The sequence below is a fragment of the Ferdinandcohnia sp. FSL W7-1320 genome, from assembly GCF_038050315.1.
GTDB lineage: Bacteria > Bacillota > Bacilli > Bacillales > Bacillaceae_L > Ferdinandcohnia > Ferdinandcohnia aciditolerans.
In genome coordinates this window covers 1,723,939-1,739,171 of record NZ_JBBPAM010000001.1, presented here as the reverse complement: position 1 = coordinate 1,739,171, position 15,233 = coordinate 1,723,939, and the positions used below count along the sequence as shown (strand labels likewise).

At 36.2% G+C, this 15,233-nt stretch carries 17 protein-coding genes; 4 read left to right on the top strand and 13 right to left on the bottom strand.

Translation table 11 applies throughout. The features are described 5' to 3' along the window. Window positions 1-36: 36 nt before the first annotated feature. From NST91_RS08705 to NST91_RS08695, 3 genes are read right to left on the bottom strand one after another with little or no spacing between them, the layout of a single operon-like run. A complete protein-coding gene (locus tag NST91_RS08705) occupies window positions 37-2,061 on the bottom strand; it encodes a DNA internalization-related competence protein ComEC/Rec2 (protein WP_341330809.1) in 2,025 nt (674 codons plus the stop codon). Beyond that, a complete protein-coding gene (locus NST91_RS08700) occupies window positions 2,024-2,593 on the bottom strand; it encodes a ComE operon protein 2 (RefSeq protein WP_341330808.1) in 570 nt (189 codons plus the stop codon). Before NST91_RS08700 ends, NST91_RS08705 begins: the two co-directional genes overlap by 38 nt. A gap of 60 nt (window positions 2,594-2,653) precedes the next feature. After that, on the bottom strand, window positions 2,654-3,256 hold the full coding sequence (locus tag NST91_RS08695) for a helix-hairpin-helix domain-containing protein (protein WP_341330807.1): 603 nt from the start codon (window positions 3,254-3,256) through the stop codon (window positions 2,654-2,656). Window positions 3,257-3,360: 104 nt separating this feature from the next. On the opposite strand from NST91_RS08695, the gene comER reads away from it, so the two are divergent. Further along, on the top strand, window positions 3,361-4,194 hold the full coding sequence (gene comER / locus NST91_RS08690) for a late competence protein ComER (RefSeq protein WP_341330806.1): 834 nt from the start codon (window positions 3,361-3,363) through the stop codon (window positions 4,192-4,194). A gap of 78 nt (window positions 4,195-4,272) precedes the next feature. Here the strand turns inward: comER and NST91_RS08685 are convergent, their stop codons facing one another. The 8 genes from NST91_RS08685 to NST91_RS08650 form a co-directional block, all read right to left on the bottom strand. Beyond that, window positions 4,273-5,016 carry a class I SAM-dependent DNA methyltransferase gene (locus NST91_RS08685; RefSeq protein WP_341330805.1) on the bottom strand — a complete coding sequence of 248 codons (744 nt, stop codon included), beginning with the start codon at window positions 5,014-5,016 and terminating at the stop codon, window positions 4,273-4,275. After that, the gene (rsfS, locus tag NST91_RS08680) at window positions 5,013-5,369 is read right to left on the bottom strand and encodes a ribosome silencing factor (protein ID WP_341330804.1); all 357 of its coding nucleotides are present in this window, start codon (window positions 5,367-5,369) and stop codon (window positions 5,013-5,015) included. The genes NST91_RS08685 and rsfS overlap by 4 nt, the downstream gene beginning before the upstream one ends. 1 nt (window position 5,370) lies before the next feature. Further along, window positions 5,371-5,943 (bottom strand): bis(5'-nucleosyl)-tetraphosphatase (symmetrical) YqeK, encoded by a 573-nt coding sequence (gene yqeK, locus NST91_RS08675; RefSeq protein WP_341330803.1) that lies wholly within the window; start codon window positions 5,941-5,943, stop codon window positions 5,371-5,373. Then, a complete protein-coding gene (locus NST91_RS08670; RefSeq protein ID WP_341330802.1) occupies window positions 5,933-6,502 on the bottom strand; it encodes a nicotinate-nucleotide adenylyltransferase in 570 nt (189 codons plus the stop codon). The genes yqeK and NST91_RS08670 overlap by 11 nt, the downstream gene beginning before the upstream one ends. 228 nt (window positions 6,503-6,730) lie before the next feature. Further along, window positions 6,731-7,033: a ribosome assembly RNA-binding protein YhbY gene (gene yhbY / locus NST91_RS08665; protein ID WP_121447275.1), complete on the bottom strand. Its 303-nt coding sequence runs from the start codon at window positions 7,031-7,033 to the stop codon at window positions 6,731-6,733. Next, entirely contained in the window at window positions 7,027-7,872 is an 846-nt protein-coding gene (aroE, locus tag NST91_RS08660) for a shikimate dehydrogenase (RefSeq protein ID WP_341330801.1), read from the bottom strand. Before aroE ends, yhbY begins: the two co-directional genes overlap by 7 nt. A 37-nt stretch (window positions 7,873-7,909) precedes the next feature. Then, entirely contained in the window at window positions 7,910-9,019 is a 1,110-nt protein-coding gene (gene yqeH, locus NST91_RS08655; protein WP_341330800.1) for a ribosome biogenesis GTPase YqeH, read from the bottom strand. Between the two features lie 5 nt (window positions 9,020-9,024). Beyond that, window positions 9,025-9,579 (bottom strand): YqeG family HAD IIIA-type phosphatase, encoded by a 555-nt coding sequence (locus tag NST91_RS08650; RefSeq protein WP_341330799.1) that lies wholly within the window; start codon window positions 9,577-9,579, stop codon window positions 9,025-9,027. Between the two features lie 365 nt (window positions 9,580-9,944). On the opposite strand from NST91_RS08650, the gene NST91_RS08645 reads away from it, so the two are divergent. Further along, window positions 9,945-10,085: a sporulation histidine kinase inhibitor Sda gene (locus NST91_RS08645; protein ID WP_121447319.1), complete on the top strand. Its 141-nt coding sequence runs from the start codon at window positions 9,945-9,947 to the stop codon at window positions 10,083-10,085. Between the two features lie 21 nt (window positions 10,086-10,106). Here NST91_RS08645 and NST91_RS08640 read toward each other — a convergent pair whose 3' ends face one another. Then, window positions 10,107-10,907, bottom strand: a complete 801-nt coding sequence (locus tag NST91_RS08640; RefSeq protein ID WP_341330798.1) for a phosphatidylserine decarboxylase — start codon at window positions 10,905-10,907, stop codon at window positions 10,107-10,109. Window positions 10,908-11,049: 142 nt separating this feature from the next. On the opposite strand from NST91_RS08640, the gene pssA reads away from it, so the two are divergent. After that, a complete protein-coding gene (gene pssA, locus NST91_RS08635; RefSeq protein WP_341330797.1) occupies window positions 11,050-11,589 on the top strand; it encodes a CDP-diacylglycerol--serine O-phosphatidyltransferase in 540 nt (179 codons plus the stop codon). Window positions 11,590-11,703: 114 nt separating this feature from the next. Here pssA and NST91_RS08630 read toward each other — a convergent pair whose 3' ends face one another. Next, window positions 11,704-13,497 (bottom strand): M3 family oligoendopeptidase, encoded by a 1,794-nt coding sequence (locus NST91_RS08630; protein WP_341330796.1) that lies wholly within the window; start codon window positions 13,495-13,497, stop codon window positions 11,704-11,706. A gap of 180 nt (window positions 13,498-13,677) precedes the next feature. Here NST91_RS08630 and NST91_RS08625 point away from each other — a divergent pair, with 180 nt between their 5' ends. After that, complete coding sequence (locus NST91_RS08625; protein ID WP_341330795.1) at window positions 13,678-15,231, top strand: spore germination protein; 1,554 nt, start codon at window positions 13,678-13,680, stop codon at window positions 15,229-15,231. The last annotated feature ends 2 nt before the right edge of the window (window positions 15,232-15,233 follow it).

The window sequence follows — 15,233 nt, the reverse complement described above, 5'->3', positions numbered from 1 at the left end:
TTTTTAGGTATTGGTTGGCTTACAATTTCCAATTCCTTAGATTTTGGTACTTGACATATTACCGCAGGACTTTGGGGAAAGTGTATAAAATGTATTTCCTCCTTCCTGCCATTTATGTCCACGTTCAACTAAATGTATGGGAATCCCTTCTTTAGTAGCTATTTTCTTCAACTCTGTTTCTTGTTTTGTATCTTTCGTGCTTTTTCCTATGACGATTTCATTAATCCTCATTTTTTTTATAATTTCCTTCGCTCCACCGATATGATCTTGGTCACCGTGGGTAATGATTAGCTTATCTAAACTTCGTACTCCTTTTGACTTTAGGAATGGAATGATTATATCTGCAGTCGAGAACTCTTTCCTTCTTTGCCGCCATTGCTCTTGATTAAACTCAATGTTTCCACCTGTATCAATGAGATACGTTCCTTTTCGATACGGTAGCTCAATTAATATACTATCGCCTTGTCCAACATCTAACATTGTAATTTCACCATATGGATTTATATATGGTAAAAGCAAATGGAGTATCAAAACCGAAATTGGCGCGAAAAGTGCCCTTTGGACTAAGGTTTTTCTTTTTTCCCAACAAATTAAAAGGTATAGAATAGATACACAATACAGAATCATTAAGATGAAACCTGGCTTACCTAGTGTCAATAAAGTGAAAGGGAATTGTGATGCCCAAACCGTCACTTGATTTAAAGTTTCGAGCATCCACGAAAGCATCGCAGCAAAGATTTGGCCAATCGGATCGAATATGCTCAGCAAAAATACGGTGAGTAAGGCAAATGGTAAAATCACAACTGAATATAATGGGACATAAAGCATATTTAGAGGTAAGCTCAATAACGAGAACTCATAAAAGTGGAAGAGTAGAACCGGCATTGAAGTAATTTGCGATAACAATGAAACGACAAATAAAGAAGCAATCGTAGTTGGATAGTATTTAAAAATGGCTCTAGAAGAAAGGATCAGGGACGCACTCACTAAAAAGGACAATTGAAAACCGATATTTACGATATAGTACGGATTAAACAGTAGCATAGTCATGCAGGAAAAACTAATGACATCAAGGACACTACCTTTTTCCCACCATTTAATGCTTGCTAATAAAAGCATACTCATTAAAACGGAGCGAATAACTGAAGGAGAGCCTCCGGCAATTATGATATATGCTGGCAGTAAACATAACAGTAAAATTGTGGTTATTTCACGTGTCAAGCCAAAGCGAATACATAAATAGTAAAACATCCCTGTCATGAGACTTACATGCAGTCCTGATATCGCCAATAAATGTATCAATCCTAATGATTGATAGGAACTTTCTATTTCATTTGCGATATTTGTTCTTTCCCCATAGATCAATGCTTGGATAATCCCTGCGGTTGAGCCAGCAAAATAAGTATTAATATGATGGATTCCAGTATCTCTTATATTTAGAAGCATATGATTTATCGTCCACTTTTCGTTTGAAGAACAGTTTTCTATTTTTATTTCATTCGCTTCAAAAATCCAATGGATTTTTTGTGTATACAAATATTGTTTATAGTTATAAGAATTGGGATTTCGTGCGACTTGGGGTTCCTTTAGACTTCCATGAAAAGTACAAACCAACCCTATTCGAACAGTAGAGCTTAGCTGCTTTCTCTCTAACTCCGTTTCGAAATAATAAACTAACAGCAGTTTTTCATCCTTTGAAGTATTTACGGTAACGGATAGCTTGTCACCATTAATATCTGGTGTTTCAACTATTTCCGCATCAATCCTTTCTGTGGTAGGGATCAAATTTGTATGATTGTTGGAGTCGATGATGGTAAAAATACACATAAAAGTAAAAAGAGTGATAATACAGAGGATAACGAGTGAATAATGGTGGCGGATCATAACAAATCCTAATAAGAGTAGGGTGAGGATTAAACTTAACCATGAAAAAGATGTATAGGGGACTAGTATTCCAAATATTGCAAAGGATGCAAGAAAAACAAGCTTTCCTCTTACATAGTCCCCATACTTATTTATCAAACTAACCAATATTTGAAAATAGTGCAGCAGTTTTCTCATGCAGCTTCTCTATTTCTCTATCATCCGCACCTGACTCTGTTATTTTTTCTATTAAATCATTAACAAATGCTAATTTCTCCTTTGATTTTAAGTCAATTACCATTTCTTGAAGAGGAACCTTCTCAATTCTTACATTTGATTTCTCAAGTAATTCTATTGCGTAAGGATGATTTTTATAATCTTCTGCATAATATACAACCTTAATCCCTGCTTGAATAATTGCTTTTGTGCATTGGAGGCATGGAAAATGAGTAACATAGATTTCCGCATTTTCTGTAGGGACTCCAAACTTGGCACATTGCAGTAATGCATTTATTTCAGCGTGAACGGTTCTTATACAGTGATTTTCGACTACATAGCAGCCCTCATCTGAACAGTGTGTACCGCCAGACACAGAGCCATTATATCCCCCTGCGATAATTCGCTTATCTCGTACAATGGTTGCCCCAACTGTTAGTCGTGTACAGGTACTTCTTAATGCAAGTAAATGGCTTTGTGCCATAAAATATTGATCCCATTTGATTCGATTCAAATTTTCCCCATCCCTTCAACAAAATCTTACAATTATTTTATCGGTTATTTGTACAAACCGTCAATTTAATTTGAGTTTGTCCCTTATTTTTTCAAAGGATTTTTCCCCGATTCCGCTAACTTCCATCAGGTCCTCAAGTTGTTTAAACGGTCCATTTTCTTCACGGAATGCAATGATCGCTGCCGCTTTTGATGGGCCGATTCCTGATAACGTTTCAAAATCTGCCTGTGCTCCTTTATTTAATGAAATCTTTCCATCGCCTTTTGGGGACAAACTGCTATCCATTTCAAAATCCTCACCAATGCGTGGAACATAAATAACCATTTCATCCTCCACTCGCTGTGCTAAATTCACCTGATTGATGTTTGCATCTTCAGTAAATCCACCCGCCATCACTATAATGTCCTTAATTCTCATCCCATCCTCGGCCTTATATACATTTTCATTATGTACCGCTCCCTTGATATCAACAAGAATTACCTTAATCTCTTCCTCTGCATCAGTCTCTTCCTCAACGTTCGGTTCAAAGAGCAAATCCTCTTCTACCTCGTAAGGTTCTGCCCTTGTTCCATGATCAAAAATATTATAAAAGACAATAAAGATAACTAGACAGACTCCACAACATATACTAAATAACTTAATCTTTTTTTCTCTAAAATTCATGGTTTGGTCTCCTTTGTTTTTTTTTACTTTAAGTAAAATCATTCATAATTTTATTCGGGAAAACATATTGTTTTAGGAGAATAGTCTGTAAAGGAGGGACGAACTTGAATATAGGGTTTATTGGTACAGGAAATATGGGGAAAATTTTAATAGAGTCCTTTGTAGAATCTCTTGCTGTTCCGCCTTCAAAATTAACGATAACAAATCGAACCATTGAAAAAGCAATAGCCATTAAGAACTACATGCCAGATATCACAGTTGTAGCAACAAATGAAGAGGTTGTAAAAGGCTCTGATTTAATTTTCATTTGTGTAAAACCTTTGGAAATTCACCCCCTTTTACACCAATTATCTCCTTGCCTAACGAGTAGTAAATGTATCGTTTCAATTACGAGTCCGATTTCTGTTGAACAGCTCGAATCAATTGTAAACTGTCAGGTCGCACGTATTATTCCAAGTATTACAAATCGCGCACTAACAGGCGTATCCTTATTTACTTTTGGAAGTAGCATTAGCAGCAGATTTAAGGATTATTTGGAATTTCTTTTTGAGCAAATTTCTGCTCCGGTTCACATAAATAACGACATTACAAGAGTCGCTTCTGATATTGTAAGCTGCGGCCCTGCGTTTTTTACTTATCTTGTGAGAAAGTTTATTAATGCAGCAGTGAAGGAAACGAAAATTACAGAGGAGCAAGCAACAATTTTAGCTAGTGAAATGATTGTCGGAATGGGAAAATTGCTTGAAAAGGAAATATATACGTTGCCCACTCTCCAGGAAAAAGTATGTGTAAAAGGTGGTGTTACTGGGGAAGGCATTAAGGCAATGGAAGAAAATATCGGTGAGTTATTTGTAGAACTTTTTAGGAGTACCCATCGAAAATTTGATGAGGATATTTACGAAGTAAATAAACAATTTAACGAGACTCCATCTCGATAAATATACCATGTTCCTTCTTAAATAGGAATACTCATTTTTTCACGACAAATAAAACGAGGGCAGACATCGTCTGCCCATCTATTTTTTTGCGGTAAATAATATCCGTTCAGAAGTCTCCTGAACTGGGTTACTAAAATCTGCAAGCACATTAACTACTTTGAAACCTATTCTCTCAAGCCAATTTTGTAAAGTCTGAATCGGAAAGGTTCGCTGTTCATGAAATTCGTCAAATCTCGTATAATCATCAGAATGTTTATTTTTTACAAAAAACGATAATTCATGTTCTACACTGTGAGGATGTTCCCCCTCAAAACAATTCCAAATAAAACTAACCTCTTCATCACTGCTCACAAATGGCCCATCCATAAAAATGGAGTCCATTTTATAAACGGAATGGACATCAAACAAGAAAAGTCCATCGTGTTCCAATAGCTTGAAAACATTTTGAAAGGTTTTCTGCACATCTTCTTCAGTACGCAAATAATTAAGTGAATCACAGAAAATCACAATCACATCAAATGGATCTAACCCCGAGATTTCCACCATATCCTGTTGGTAAAACTCAATCTTCACTCCGGCTTCCATTGCTTTGTTATTCGCGACTGCCAGCATATCCTCAGAGAGATCTACCCCAACAACCTCAAAGCCTTCTTTTGCAAGTCGAATCGCAATTTCACCTGTTCCGCATCCAATATCAAGAACACGCAGTGGATGTTTTTTATTAAAGTGCGAAACTCTCTCTTTAAAGAACAAAATCCATTGCTCATAATCCACATCACGCATTAGTTCATCGTAGATATAGGCAAATTCTCCATAGCTCATAAACTCAGCACATCTTCTATTGTTTCAGTAGGCGCATCTCCCCACAGACGTTCTAAATTATAGTAGGTACGCTCGTCTTTATGAAATATGTGAGCAATTACATCTCCAAGATCAACAAGAACCCATCTTGCTTCGTCAAAGCCCTCAAGACGCTTGATTTGAATACCATTTTCATCGGCTTTGTCTTTGATTTCGCGTGCAATTGCTTGTACTTGTTTTTCAGAATTCCCATGACAGATTAAGAAATAATCGGCAACAAGGGATAGCCCCTTCATATTTAATGCTACAATATTTTCAGCGCGCTTATCGTCAGCAGCTTGAACTGCAAATGTTAAGATGTCTCTTTCATTCACCCTAGGATTCCCCCTTTTTATTTAAGATTAATGCATTATATGTTTGCAAAGTATCAGGATAAATGGCTTGATTTTTTTTTGCCAAAAACATGATCGTGTTTCTTAATGAATAGATGAGGGCTGTGTCTAAATCCTGTTTTGCGATTTCTCTAACTTCCTCTACACCCGGAAAATGTCTACCTGGCTCGATGTAATCTGCGACAAATATAACCTTTTCAAGCAGAGTCATTCTTTCACGTCCAGATGTATGGAAACGAATTGCATCAAGGATTTCTTCATCCTGAATCCCCACCTCTGTATTAACAAGGTAGGCTCCTACCGGCGCATGCCATAGTTCTGTATTATAAAATAATAAATCCTTCGGCATATGTTGGTCGATAATGATCTGCTTCATCTCTTCCTTTGATCTAAATTTCGCATAGTCATGGAAGATGGCAGCTGTTTCGGCCTTTTTCAAATCAGCATCATATCGTTTGGCCAGGTCAATGGCTGTCTCCATAACACCTAGTGTATGCTGATAGCGATGCTCCGTTAACTGTTCTTTAACAAGTTCTAGGGCCATATCACGTTCCATATAAATGCTTCTCCTCTATATAGTTTCGTACTTTTTCAGGAACTAAATACATTGTATTTCTATTTTCCCTCAGCCTTTTTCTAATCATCGAAGAGGATATATCTAATTGAGGAACATCTACTTCAACAATTGGATATTGAGTCGGAAAAGAATATCCTGGTCTTTTCACCCCAACAAACGTAATCAAATCGATGAGTTCATCAATTTTATGCCAATGCGGCAAATATTCGACCATGTCCCCACCAATAATAAAATAAAATTTTGTATCACGATATTGTTCACGTAACAATAGAATTGTGTCGTATGTATATGAGGGTCCTTCTCTATCCAGTTCAATAAGCTGTAATTTGAATTTTGGTTGGCCTGCAATGGCTAGAGAGAGCATTTCAACCCGCTCCTCATCAGTCACATAACTTTTCCGTTCTTTGTGTGGAGGTATACGATTTGGCATAAACCAAATCTCCGATAAGTTTAGCTGTGTTAATACCTCTGAAGCAATGAACAAATGACCAATATGGGGCGGATCAAATGTACCACCTATGATTCCGATATGGTTCATTTTTTCCCTCCTAGTCGGTCGAAAATGACGCATCAAATTTCTTGCGTACTTAGCTCCGAGAACATAGTGAACAACCAGTTATGCGCTTGCGTCTACTAGTATATTCACGATGTTAATTCCTTAGCGCAAGGGTGTTAGGAAGTAATCTCAAGCAGTTGCCTCGCTTCGGTACTCGGAAGCTCGCGCCGCCTTGAACTTCGGTCCTTTTCAACCTCCTTATTTGAATGCTTATTTGTTAGCCTTTGGTAGCTCCAATTGCTTGTTTTCTTTAGACTCTTTGTATAGTACAATTGTATTTCCAATGATTTGGACCAATTCAGCTTTTGCACCATTGCTCAGCTCTTGCGCTACCGTATCACGGTCATCCTCGCAGTTTTGAAGGACACTTACCTTTAATAGTTCACGAGCTTCTAACGCATCGCTGATTTGTTTAATCATGTTGTCATTTACCCCACCTTTTCCAACCTGAAAGATTGGATCTAAATGATGAGCTTTAGATCGCAAAAAGCGTTTTTGTTTACCTGTTAGCATGTCTTACCTCCTAATAGCTTTGTAACTAGTCTTTCCATTCTGTCCGTGTCTGGAAATATTCCTGTCCATTTTTCAAATGCTAAAGCACCCTGATAAACAAACATTCCAATTCCATTTTGCGTAATTGCACCACGTTTTGCTGCTTCATGCAAGAGTTTGGTTTCAAATGGATTATAAATGATATCACTTACGATAGTTTTTGGAGCCAAATTCTCCAGTCTAAGCGGAATTTCATCAACCTTAGGATGCATACCAACTGAAGTTGTATTGATTATGACTTTATATTTACCCAGAATACTCTCTGCTTCCGCAAAAGCGAGTGCATGCGAGTCAACCGCGAATTTGCAATCGTCAATAATGGCTTTTGCCCGGTCAATCGTGCGATTTACAATATCAATTCTTTTCACACCCATAGCTGCTAATGAAATAAATATCCCTCTAGCTGCACCACCGGCTCCGATTATCAATACATTTGAAGAACACAATTCCTCATTATTGATGACGCGATTTAATGAACGGATAAATCCATTTCCGTCCGTGTTATAGCCTACTAATTTCCCATTTTCATTTACAATCGTATTCACTGCACCGATATTCTTAGTAACCTCTTCAATTTCATCTAAATAGTCGATTACCTTTAATTTATGTGGAATTGTTACGTTAATGCCTGATACCCCGAGTGCCCTTATTCCTTCAATTGCGGCTTTCACCTGGTCCTGTTCCACATGGAAAGCATGGTATCTAGCATTAAGCTTATAATGTTCAAAAATATCATTGTGCATCATCGGTGACATCGAATGTGAAATGGGACTTCCAATTACCCCATATACCTTTTCCATTTCCTCACCCATTACCATTAAGATTACTACTTTTTTGTTAAATTAATGATTTTCTTATCATAACCCCAACGCCCTTTGGAACATGAGCTACTACCTTCGTATGTGGTTCATTAATCGTTACCCAACCCAGTCCTGAGAAAACAATATCTGTTTTCGCTTCTTTGATCATGAATTCATGGGCAACCAGTGGCGGAAAATCATTTAATTCATGTTTACCAGGAGGCTGTAAGAGCTCACCCTGATGTTTCTCATATAATTCATCAGCATTTTCTAGTTTTGTGCGATGGATATTTAACAAATTTGAGAAATGACAAACGAAAGACTGTCTGCCACCACTTATAAAATCAAACCTTGCTAAGCCACCAAAAAACAAGGTTTGTGCTTCATTTAACTGAAAGACTTTCGGTTTAATTTCTTTCTTAGGTGTAATAACTTTTAAGTCTTGTTTTGATACAAAGTGTGCCATTTGGTGATGATTGATTATTCCTGGAGTATCAAATAAGGAATGCTCCTCATCAAGAGGAATATCAATAATATCTAATGTTGTACCTGGGAAGTGAGAAGTAGTGATGATGTCCTCTTTCTCTCCACTAAATTCCTTAATCAGACGATTAATGAATGTAGACTTTCCGACATTCGTACATCCTACTACGTATACATCTTTTCCAGAGCGATAATGCTCAATTGCCTCAGCTACCTCCTTGATGCCTGTACCTTTTTCTGCACTGATTAAAAAGACATCTACCGGTTTTAAGCCAAGTTCTCGAGATGATTCTTTCATCCAGTTTACTAGTTTTTTTGGTTTTACCGATTTCGGTAGCAAATCCACTTTATTACCTACTAATAGTATATTATTGTTCCCCACAAAACGATGAAGACCTGGTAACCAACTGCCATTAAAGTCGAATATATCAACAATCTTTACGATTAATGCATTAGTAGAGCCTATTCCGTGTAGGATTTTTAAAAAGTCATCATCGGTTAAGGATACATCTTGTACTTCATTATAATGCTTTAATTTAAAGCAGCGTTGGCATATGACTTTATCCTTCTCTAAAGCAGATGTTGGTGCATATCCTAATTTTGTTTCGTCAGCTGTTTGGATTTCTACTCCACAGCCAATACAGCTAATCTTCTCTTGTTCCACTCTATTTAATCCTCCCAATAAAGCATTCCACGACGCTTCATCCAAGTTAATATTCTTCTTTCGACTAGGCGGTTAAATTTTGTAAAGAAACCGTCCGTTTGGGCAACTGGAACAACAAGAATAGTATGCATGCCACTCCTGTTCCCACCAAAGACATCTGTTAGAAGTTGGTCACCGATTACAACAACCTCCTCCTTTTGTAGACCCATTTCCTTTACTGCGCGCTTAAAAGCACGTACTAATGGTTTTCTCGCCTCAAAAATAAATGGAATACCTAGTGGATCTGCAAATTCTTTTACCCGTTTTTCATTATTATTTGAGACAATTGTGACGGTAATACCTTGCTCCTTAATTTCCTTAAACCATTCAACAAGTTCTGGAGTTGCACTTGGGCGATCCCATTCTACCAACGTATTATCTAAATCGGTAATGACACCTTTGATGCCTAGTTCTTTTAATTTGCTTGGTGAAACCTCAAAAACTGATTTCACATGTTCATTTGGTAAAAAAACATTTAACAATTTGTTACACCTCTCTCGGACTACCCTTTTTATACCCATCCTATCATAACGAATTAATATGATTTCCACAAAGCAAAAAGATGACAAAATGCATGATAATCTTTCATTTTTTATACAAAAAATAAAAAGTTTTCGACAAAAGTCAGTAAATTTCAACACCTGTGGATAATCTTATACACATTTTACACAGCGATATACATAGATTTCCAAATTTTATAAACAAAATACCCACAGGTTATCCACTATTTCCTGTGGATAACAGAACGGTTGTTCTATTATTTTTTTCGTGATAGAGTAATTTTAACAACAACGAATAACATAATAGTATATGCAACATGAGAAACTTTAGAACATATTACATGTAATTAATTTAGGAGGTGAATGGCCAACTATTGGCAGTTGATATGAAAAAATTATCAGATGACTTGTTAGTTGAATCTTATTTTAAAGCAATAAAATTAAAGCTAAGTCCTGATTTTATTCACCTTATTGAAACTGAGATTATGCGCAGATCATTGGGACATAAAATTAAAAATATATCATAATTCATTTAATTAAAGAGCCATTTAACGGCTCTTTTTTTCTTTATCATTAATTATCCCTAATACTTCACCTACTTTAATATCCGTCAAAGCATTAATTTTAGGGTTAAGCATAAAACTGTCTTTTTCAAATAACAATATGACGGTTGAGCCAAATGAAAAGTACGCAATTTCTTCCCCTTTTTCCACAGTATCACTTGTATATGTAGTTTCTATACTATTTACAAACATTGCACCTACCTTAACCATTGCAACATATGTATCTTTGCCCTTTATTTCTGTGATTTTTCTAAAATTCTTGGATAAAGGATCTCTACCATATTTTAACCCCAGTCGATTAACCGGATACGATTTCCGGCCTAATGCCCATTGTTTCGTAACGACCCCAGTTATTGGACTATGAATTCGGTGATAGTGGCTTGGGCTTAAATAAAGAATAAGGAAGGTACCACCTATGTATTTTGAAAGGGACTCTTCATCACCTAGCATTTCGGCAACCTGGTAGTGTTTACCCTTTACAATCATTTCTTTTGAAGCGGTAATAATCCCCGTTTCTTCAATGACAGCATCAACAGGACTAATAACCGTATTTTCGGTCTGATCGATTTCCCTACTTCCTTTTCTAAGCCGTCTTACAAAAAGGTCATGTAGGGTTGAGAACTCTGTCAAGTTTTTTTCCATTTCGGCTTGGTTAATATTGTATATTTTCGCATAACTCGGAATAAGTATAGCACTAACTCTTGATTGTGAAAATTTTTTTAAAATCGCCGATGAAAAACGATGATTTGTTAATTCTATAAAAAAGCGATAAAGCCATTTTTGCAAACCCAATTCCTCCTAGGATGTAACAATTCTCTTTACAAAAGCAAAATGGAACGAATAAAATAAGATTAATAAAGTAATACTATACCATTTTATTGATTTTTGGTCCTTTTTACAAAGACTTTTCCAAGAAAGGAGTGATGAGATGTTTTTATTAGATTATTTAGATTCAACTTTAAAAAAGCTTAAAGCACACACCGCTAATATTCTTACTTTAATTAACTTAAGCTTAGGTGGTTTTTCAATATTATTTATTCTTAAAAACGAATTAAATTTAGGATTATTATTGATCTTTTTAGCCGCTCTTGCTGATCGATTTGATGGAATGGTAGCAAGAAAATTTCAAATTGAATCAGAGCTTGGAAAACAGCTTGACTCGATGTGTGATATTATTTCATTTGGAGTCGCACCTGCACTTTTATTATACCAAGGAATTATTCATGAATTCGGAGCACCGGGAATGTTTTTCACCGTTTTTTATATCGGATGCGGCGCATTTCGATTAGCAAAATTTAATATTAGCGACAATAAAGGCTTCTTCATTGGCTTACCAATTACAGCTGCAGGCTGTCTTTTGACATTAAGCTTCTTAGCAATCCCTTATGTTTCTCCTCAATTTTTTATTTACCTCATGATTATCCTGTCCTTCCTGATGGTTGGTACATTTAAATTAAGGAAAGTTTAATTCAAATCCAAAAACACCTATCCACTTTTAACAGCAGATAGGTGTTTTTTCTTTTCTGGCTCCAGGCACCAAAGGATTCTATTGCCTAAGGCCATGCAGATTTTGCTTTTCTAATTACTTGGTCAGTTCTAAAAATTCCTCGACATCTTTTATCGAAAGTTTTACTGCTTTTTCCCAGAAGTCGCGCTTCGTCAAATCAACACCTAAGTGCTTTGCAGCAAGGTCTTCTACTTTCATGCTTGCTGTATCCTTTAACAGTGCAATGTACTTCTCTTCATAATCTGTTCCCTCTTCTAATGCCTTTGCATAAATACCTAAAGAGAATAAATAGCCAAATGTATATGGGAAGTTATAAAAAGGTACTCCAGTTATATAGAAATGCATTTTTGACGCCCAGAATTGTGGATGGTATTCCTCTAGTGCGCCACAGTATGCTTCCTTCTGCGCTTCAAGCATAAGTTCATTAAGACGATCTGTGCTTACAATACCCTGTTTGCGTTCTTCATAGAATCTTGTTTCAAATAAGAACCGAGCATGAATATTCATATAAAACGCAACACTTCTCTGGATTTTATCCTCTAGAAGAGCGAGCTTTTCATCTTCTGATTTTGCATTTTTTACAGATGCATCCGCGACAATCATTTCTGCGAACGTGGATGCAGTTTCTGCAACGTTCATTGCATAACTACGATTTAACGTGTGAACCCCTGCCATAGCATGCTGATGAAATGCATGGCCCAGCTCATGGGCAAGCGTTGATACATTAGATGGTGTTCCTGAGAACGTCATAAAGATTCTAGATTGATTGCTTTCAGGGAAACTTGTGCAAAACCCGCCTGGTCGTTTACCAGGACGATCTTCAGCTTCAATCCAGCTATCTTCAAATGCTTTTTGGGTAAATTCAGTAAGCTCAGATCCAAACTTACTAAATTGGTCTAATATAAATTCGGCACCTTCTTGATAGGAGACCTTTGATTCAGTTTGTCCTACTGGTGCATCCAAATCATACCAACTAAGTTTATTTAGACCTAATACCTTTGCTTTACGGTTCAAATACTCAACAAATGGAGCTTTGTATTCCGTAATAACGGACCACATGGTTTCAAGCGTTTCCTTAGACATTCTGTTTATATCTAACGGTTCTTGGAGAACATTTTCCCACCCTCGTGCTTTATACACATTTAAACGGAACCCGCCAAGATGATTCAACGACTCTCCAATATAATCTGAATGTTCAGCCCAAGCTTTTTCCCATTGCTCAAACATCGTCTTGCGGACATTACGGTCAGAGCTTGAAAATTTGTTAAATGCTTGTCCAACAGAAAGTTGTTTTTCTTCTCCATTTTCCTTAAATGGAACTTTGATGTTTCCAACTACCATATTATAAAGCTGTCCCCAAGCGTGATATCCATCAACACCTAAGGCATTAATAAGATTTTCTTGCTCAAGTGATAGCTTTTCTTTTGCTCTCATTCTTCTATCTTCTAATACATACGATAGCTCATTTAATGGCTCCTCTGATAAACGCTTATTCCAAACTGTTTCCTCAATTGCAACCAGCTTTTGATCAAATGCAGTAAGTACCGATTGAAGTTGTGCACTTAACTGTGTTGTTTTGCCTTGTAAAAGAGTAGCGCCTCGATCTGTAGTATCTTGTGCTGTCAAACAGCTAACAAAGGCACCCGCTTGGCGAAGTTTTTTAAAAGATGATTGGAAAGCATTTAGTATGTTTAATAATTCTTCTTTATCTTTCTCATTTGTTGGTACTTGAAAAGCGTCAACTAAAGCATCGAATTCTGAAAGTTCATTATGTAGCGCTTGCAAGAAGGAGTGAAATGCAGGTGAACTGCTCCCCCCTTCGAAAAATACGTCTAAATCCCATTTTAATTCATATGTACTCGTGCTCATATTTGTTTCTCCCTTCTAATTACTTAGTCTCCCTAAATAATTTATATGATTCATTATAAATGGATTTTTAAAAAATTTCTATCATTTCGGGAAGTTTTTGACTTTCTCACCCGTTTTACACTCTTTGAATGAAATTTTACCTTTGGTGGTAAACTTAGGAAAAATCCGGAGTTGTTTGTAATGAAGAAGAATTTAATTCAAAACTATATAGAAAAGTTTAAAAACGATAAACTAGACCCCGAACAATATCCGGAAGTATCTGCTGCAGAAGATATTCAAATTAAAAAACAGGAAATTAATCAAGATCTTCAGATCAATATTTCAACATTAAAAATAATCTATTCAATACCTGAAAACAATGATGTAAAAATACATAGTTTTACGATTGGTGGATTATATAAAAAAGCAGCTCTTTTGTTTATTTCAACCATTACTGATATAGACTTGATTAACAATCACATTCTCGAACCTTTGCTTAACAATCAAAGTCCATCTAAGGAAATACAGAACCTTATAGAGGTCCAATCATTTTCAATGGTAAACAAAATTCAAGATATTGTTAACGGTGCAAATCAAGGGAATGCAGTATTACTAATTGATGGTAAACCTCATTCATTTATAATCGGTACCTCTGATTTTCAAAGTAGGTCCGTTGAAAAAGCCGAAAATGAAATTGTCATTAAGGGCCCAAAGGAGGCTTTTAACGAAAAGGTAGATACAAATATATCACTAATTCGAAAAAAGATTAGAAGTGAAAACTTAATCGTAGAGCAATCTACTATATCTAAACGATCTAATAATGAACTTTATATTCTATATATCAAGGATCTCGCAAACGACAAAATGGTCAAAAATATAAAAGAGAGAGTAAATGCATTGGATGTCGATGCAATCCAAAACCTTTCACTATTAGAACAATATATTGAAGAAAGACCGAAATCAATCTTCCCTAGTCTTTTGTATACTGAAAGACCTGATCGTGCGTCTTCATTTTTAGAAGACGGATATATCGTGTTATTAATGAATAACTCACCTGCTGCATTAATATTGCCTGCAACATTTTGGTCTTTTATTCATAATCCTGAAGATCATTATTTACGATTTCTTTATGGTAATTTCATCCGCGTATTACGTGTATGTGCATTGTTTATTACTCTTTTCGCTTCAGCTATTTATGTATCAGTAACGAATTACCATTCAGAAATGGTCCCCACTGATCTTTTATTAGCTATCTCTGCAACTCGTGAAAAAGTTCCTTTCCCTGCACTTGTAGAGATATTAATGATGGAAATAGCTTTCGAACTTATTCGAGAAGCAGGACTTCGAGTCCCTAATCCTATTGGACCGACAATTGGTATTGTTGGGGCACTTATTTTAGGTCAGGCAGCTGTACAGGCGAACATTGTTAGCCCGATTGTAGTTATTGTTGTTGCATTAAGTGGTCTTTGTTCATTTACACTAAGTGATGTAAGCATGAATTTTGCGATAAGAATTATACGTTTCATTATTATTCTTTCTGCTGGCCTATTTGGTATTTTTGGTATGACTGCTTTGTTTACTGTTGGGATGTTTTATATGGTTTCCTTAAAATCTTTTGGTGTTCCGTACTTATCTCCAATGTCACCAAAATACCTTTCATCTAAGGATACAATCATCAGACAGATTTTAAAGAGTGAAAGAATTCGTCCAGGTTATCTAAAGCCAAAAGACGTCATAAAAAAAGCTGAGGAATAAAA

Bases quoted from the DNA above. Each gene is read 5' to 3' on its own strand.
- yhbY (WP_121447275.1), bottom strand. From the start codon at position 7,033: ATGCTAACAGGTAAACAAAAACGCTTTTTGCGATCTAAAGCTCATCAT.
- aroE (WP_341330801.1), bottom strand. From the start codon at position 7,872: ATGGAAAAGGTATATGGGGTAATTGGAAGTCCCATTTCACATTCGATG.
- NST91_RS08705 (WP_341330809.1), bottom strand. From the start codon at position 2,061: ATGAGAAAACTGCTGCACTATTTTCAAATATTGGTTAGTTTGATAAAT.
- NST91_RS08695 (WP_341330807.1), bottom strand. From the start codon at position 3,256: ATGAATTTTAGAGAAAAAAAGATTAAGTTATTTAGTATATGTTGTGGA.
- NST91_RS08670 (WP_341330802.1), bottom strand. From the start codon at position 6,502: ATGAACCATATCGGAATCATAGGTGGTACATTTGATCCGCCCCATATT.
- NST91_RS08630 (WP_341330796.1), bottom strand. From the start codon at position 13,497: ATGAGCACGAGTACATATGAATTAAAATGGGATTTAGACGTATTTTTC.
- NST91_RS08645 (WP_121447319.1), top strand. From the start codon at position 9,945: ATGAAAAAATTATCAGATGACTTGTTAGTTGAATCTTATTTTAAAGCA.
- NST91_RS08650 (WP_341330799.1), bottom strand. From the start codon at position 9,579: ATGGGTATAAAAAGGGTAGTCCGAGAGAGGTGTAACAAATTGTTAAAT.
- NST91_RS08625 (WP_341330795.1), top strand. From the start codon at position 13,678: ATGAAGAAGAATTTAATTCAAAACTATATAGAAAAGTTTAAAAACGAT.
- yqeK (WP_341330803.1), bottom strand. From the start codon at position 5,943: ATGGAACGTGATATGGCCCTAGAACTTGTTAAAGAACAGTTAACGGAG.
- pssA (WP_341330797.1), top strand. From the start codon at position 11,050: ATGTTTTTATTAGATTATTTAGATTCAACTTTAAAAAAGCTTAAAGCA.
- NST91_RS08685 (WP_341330805.1), bottom strand. From the start codon at position 5,016: ATGAGCTATGGAGAATTTGCCTATATCTACGATGAACTAATGCGTGAT.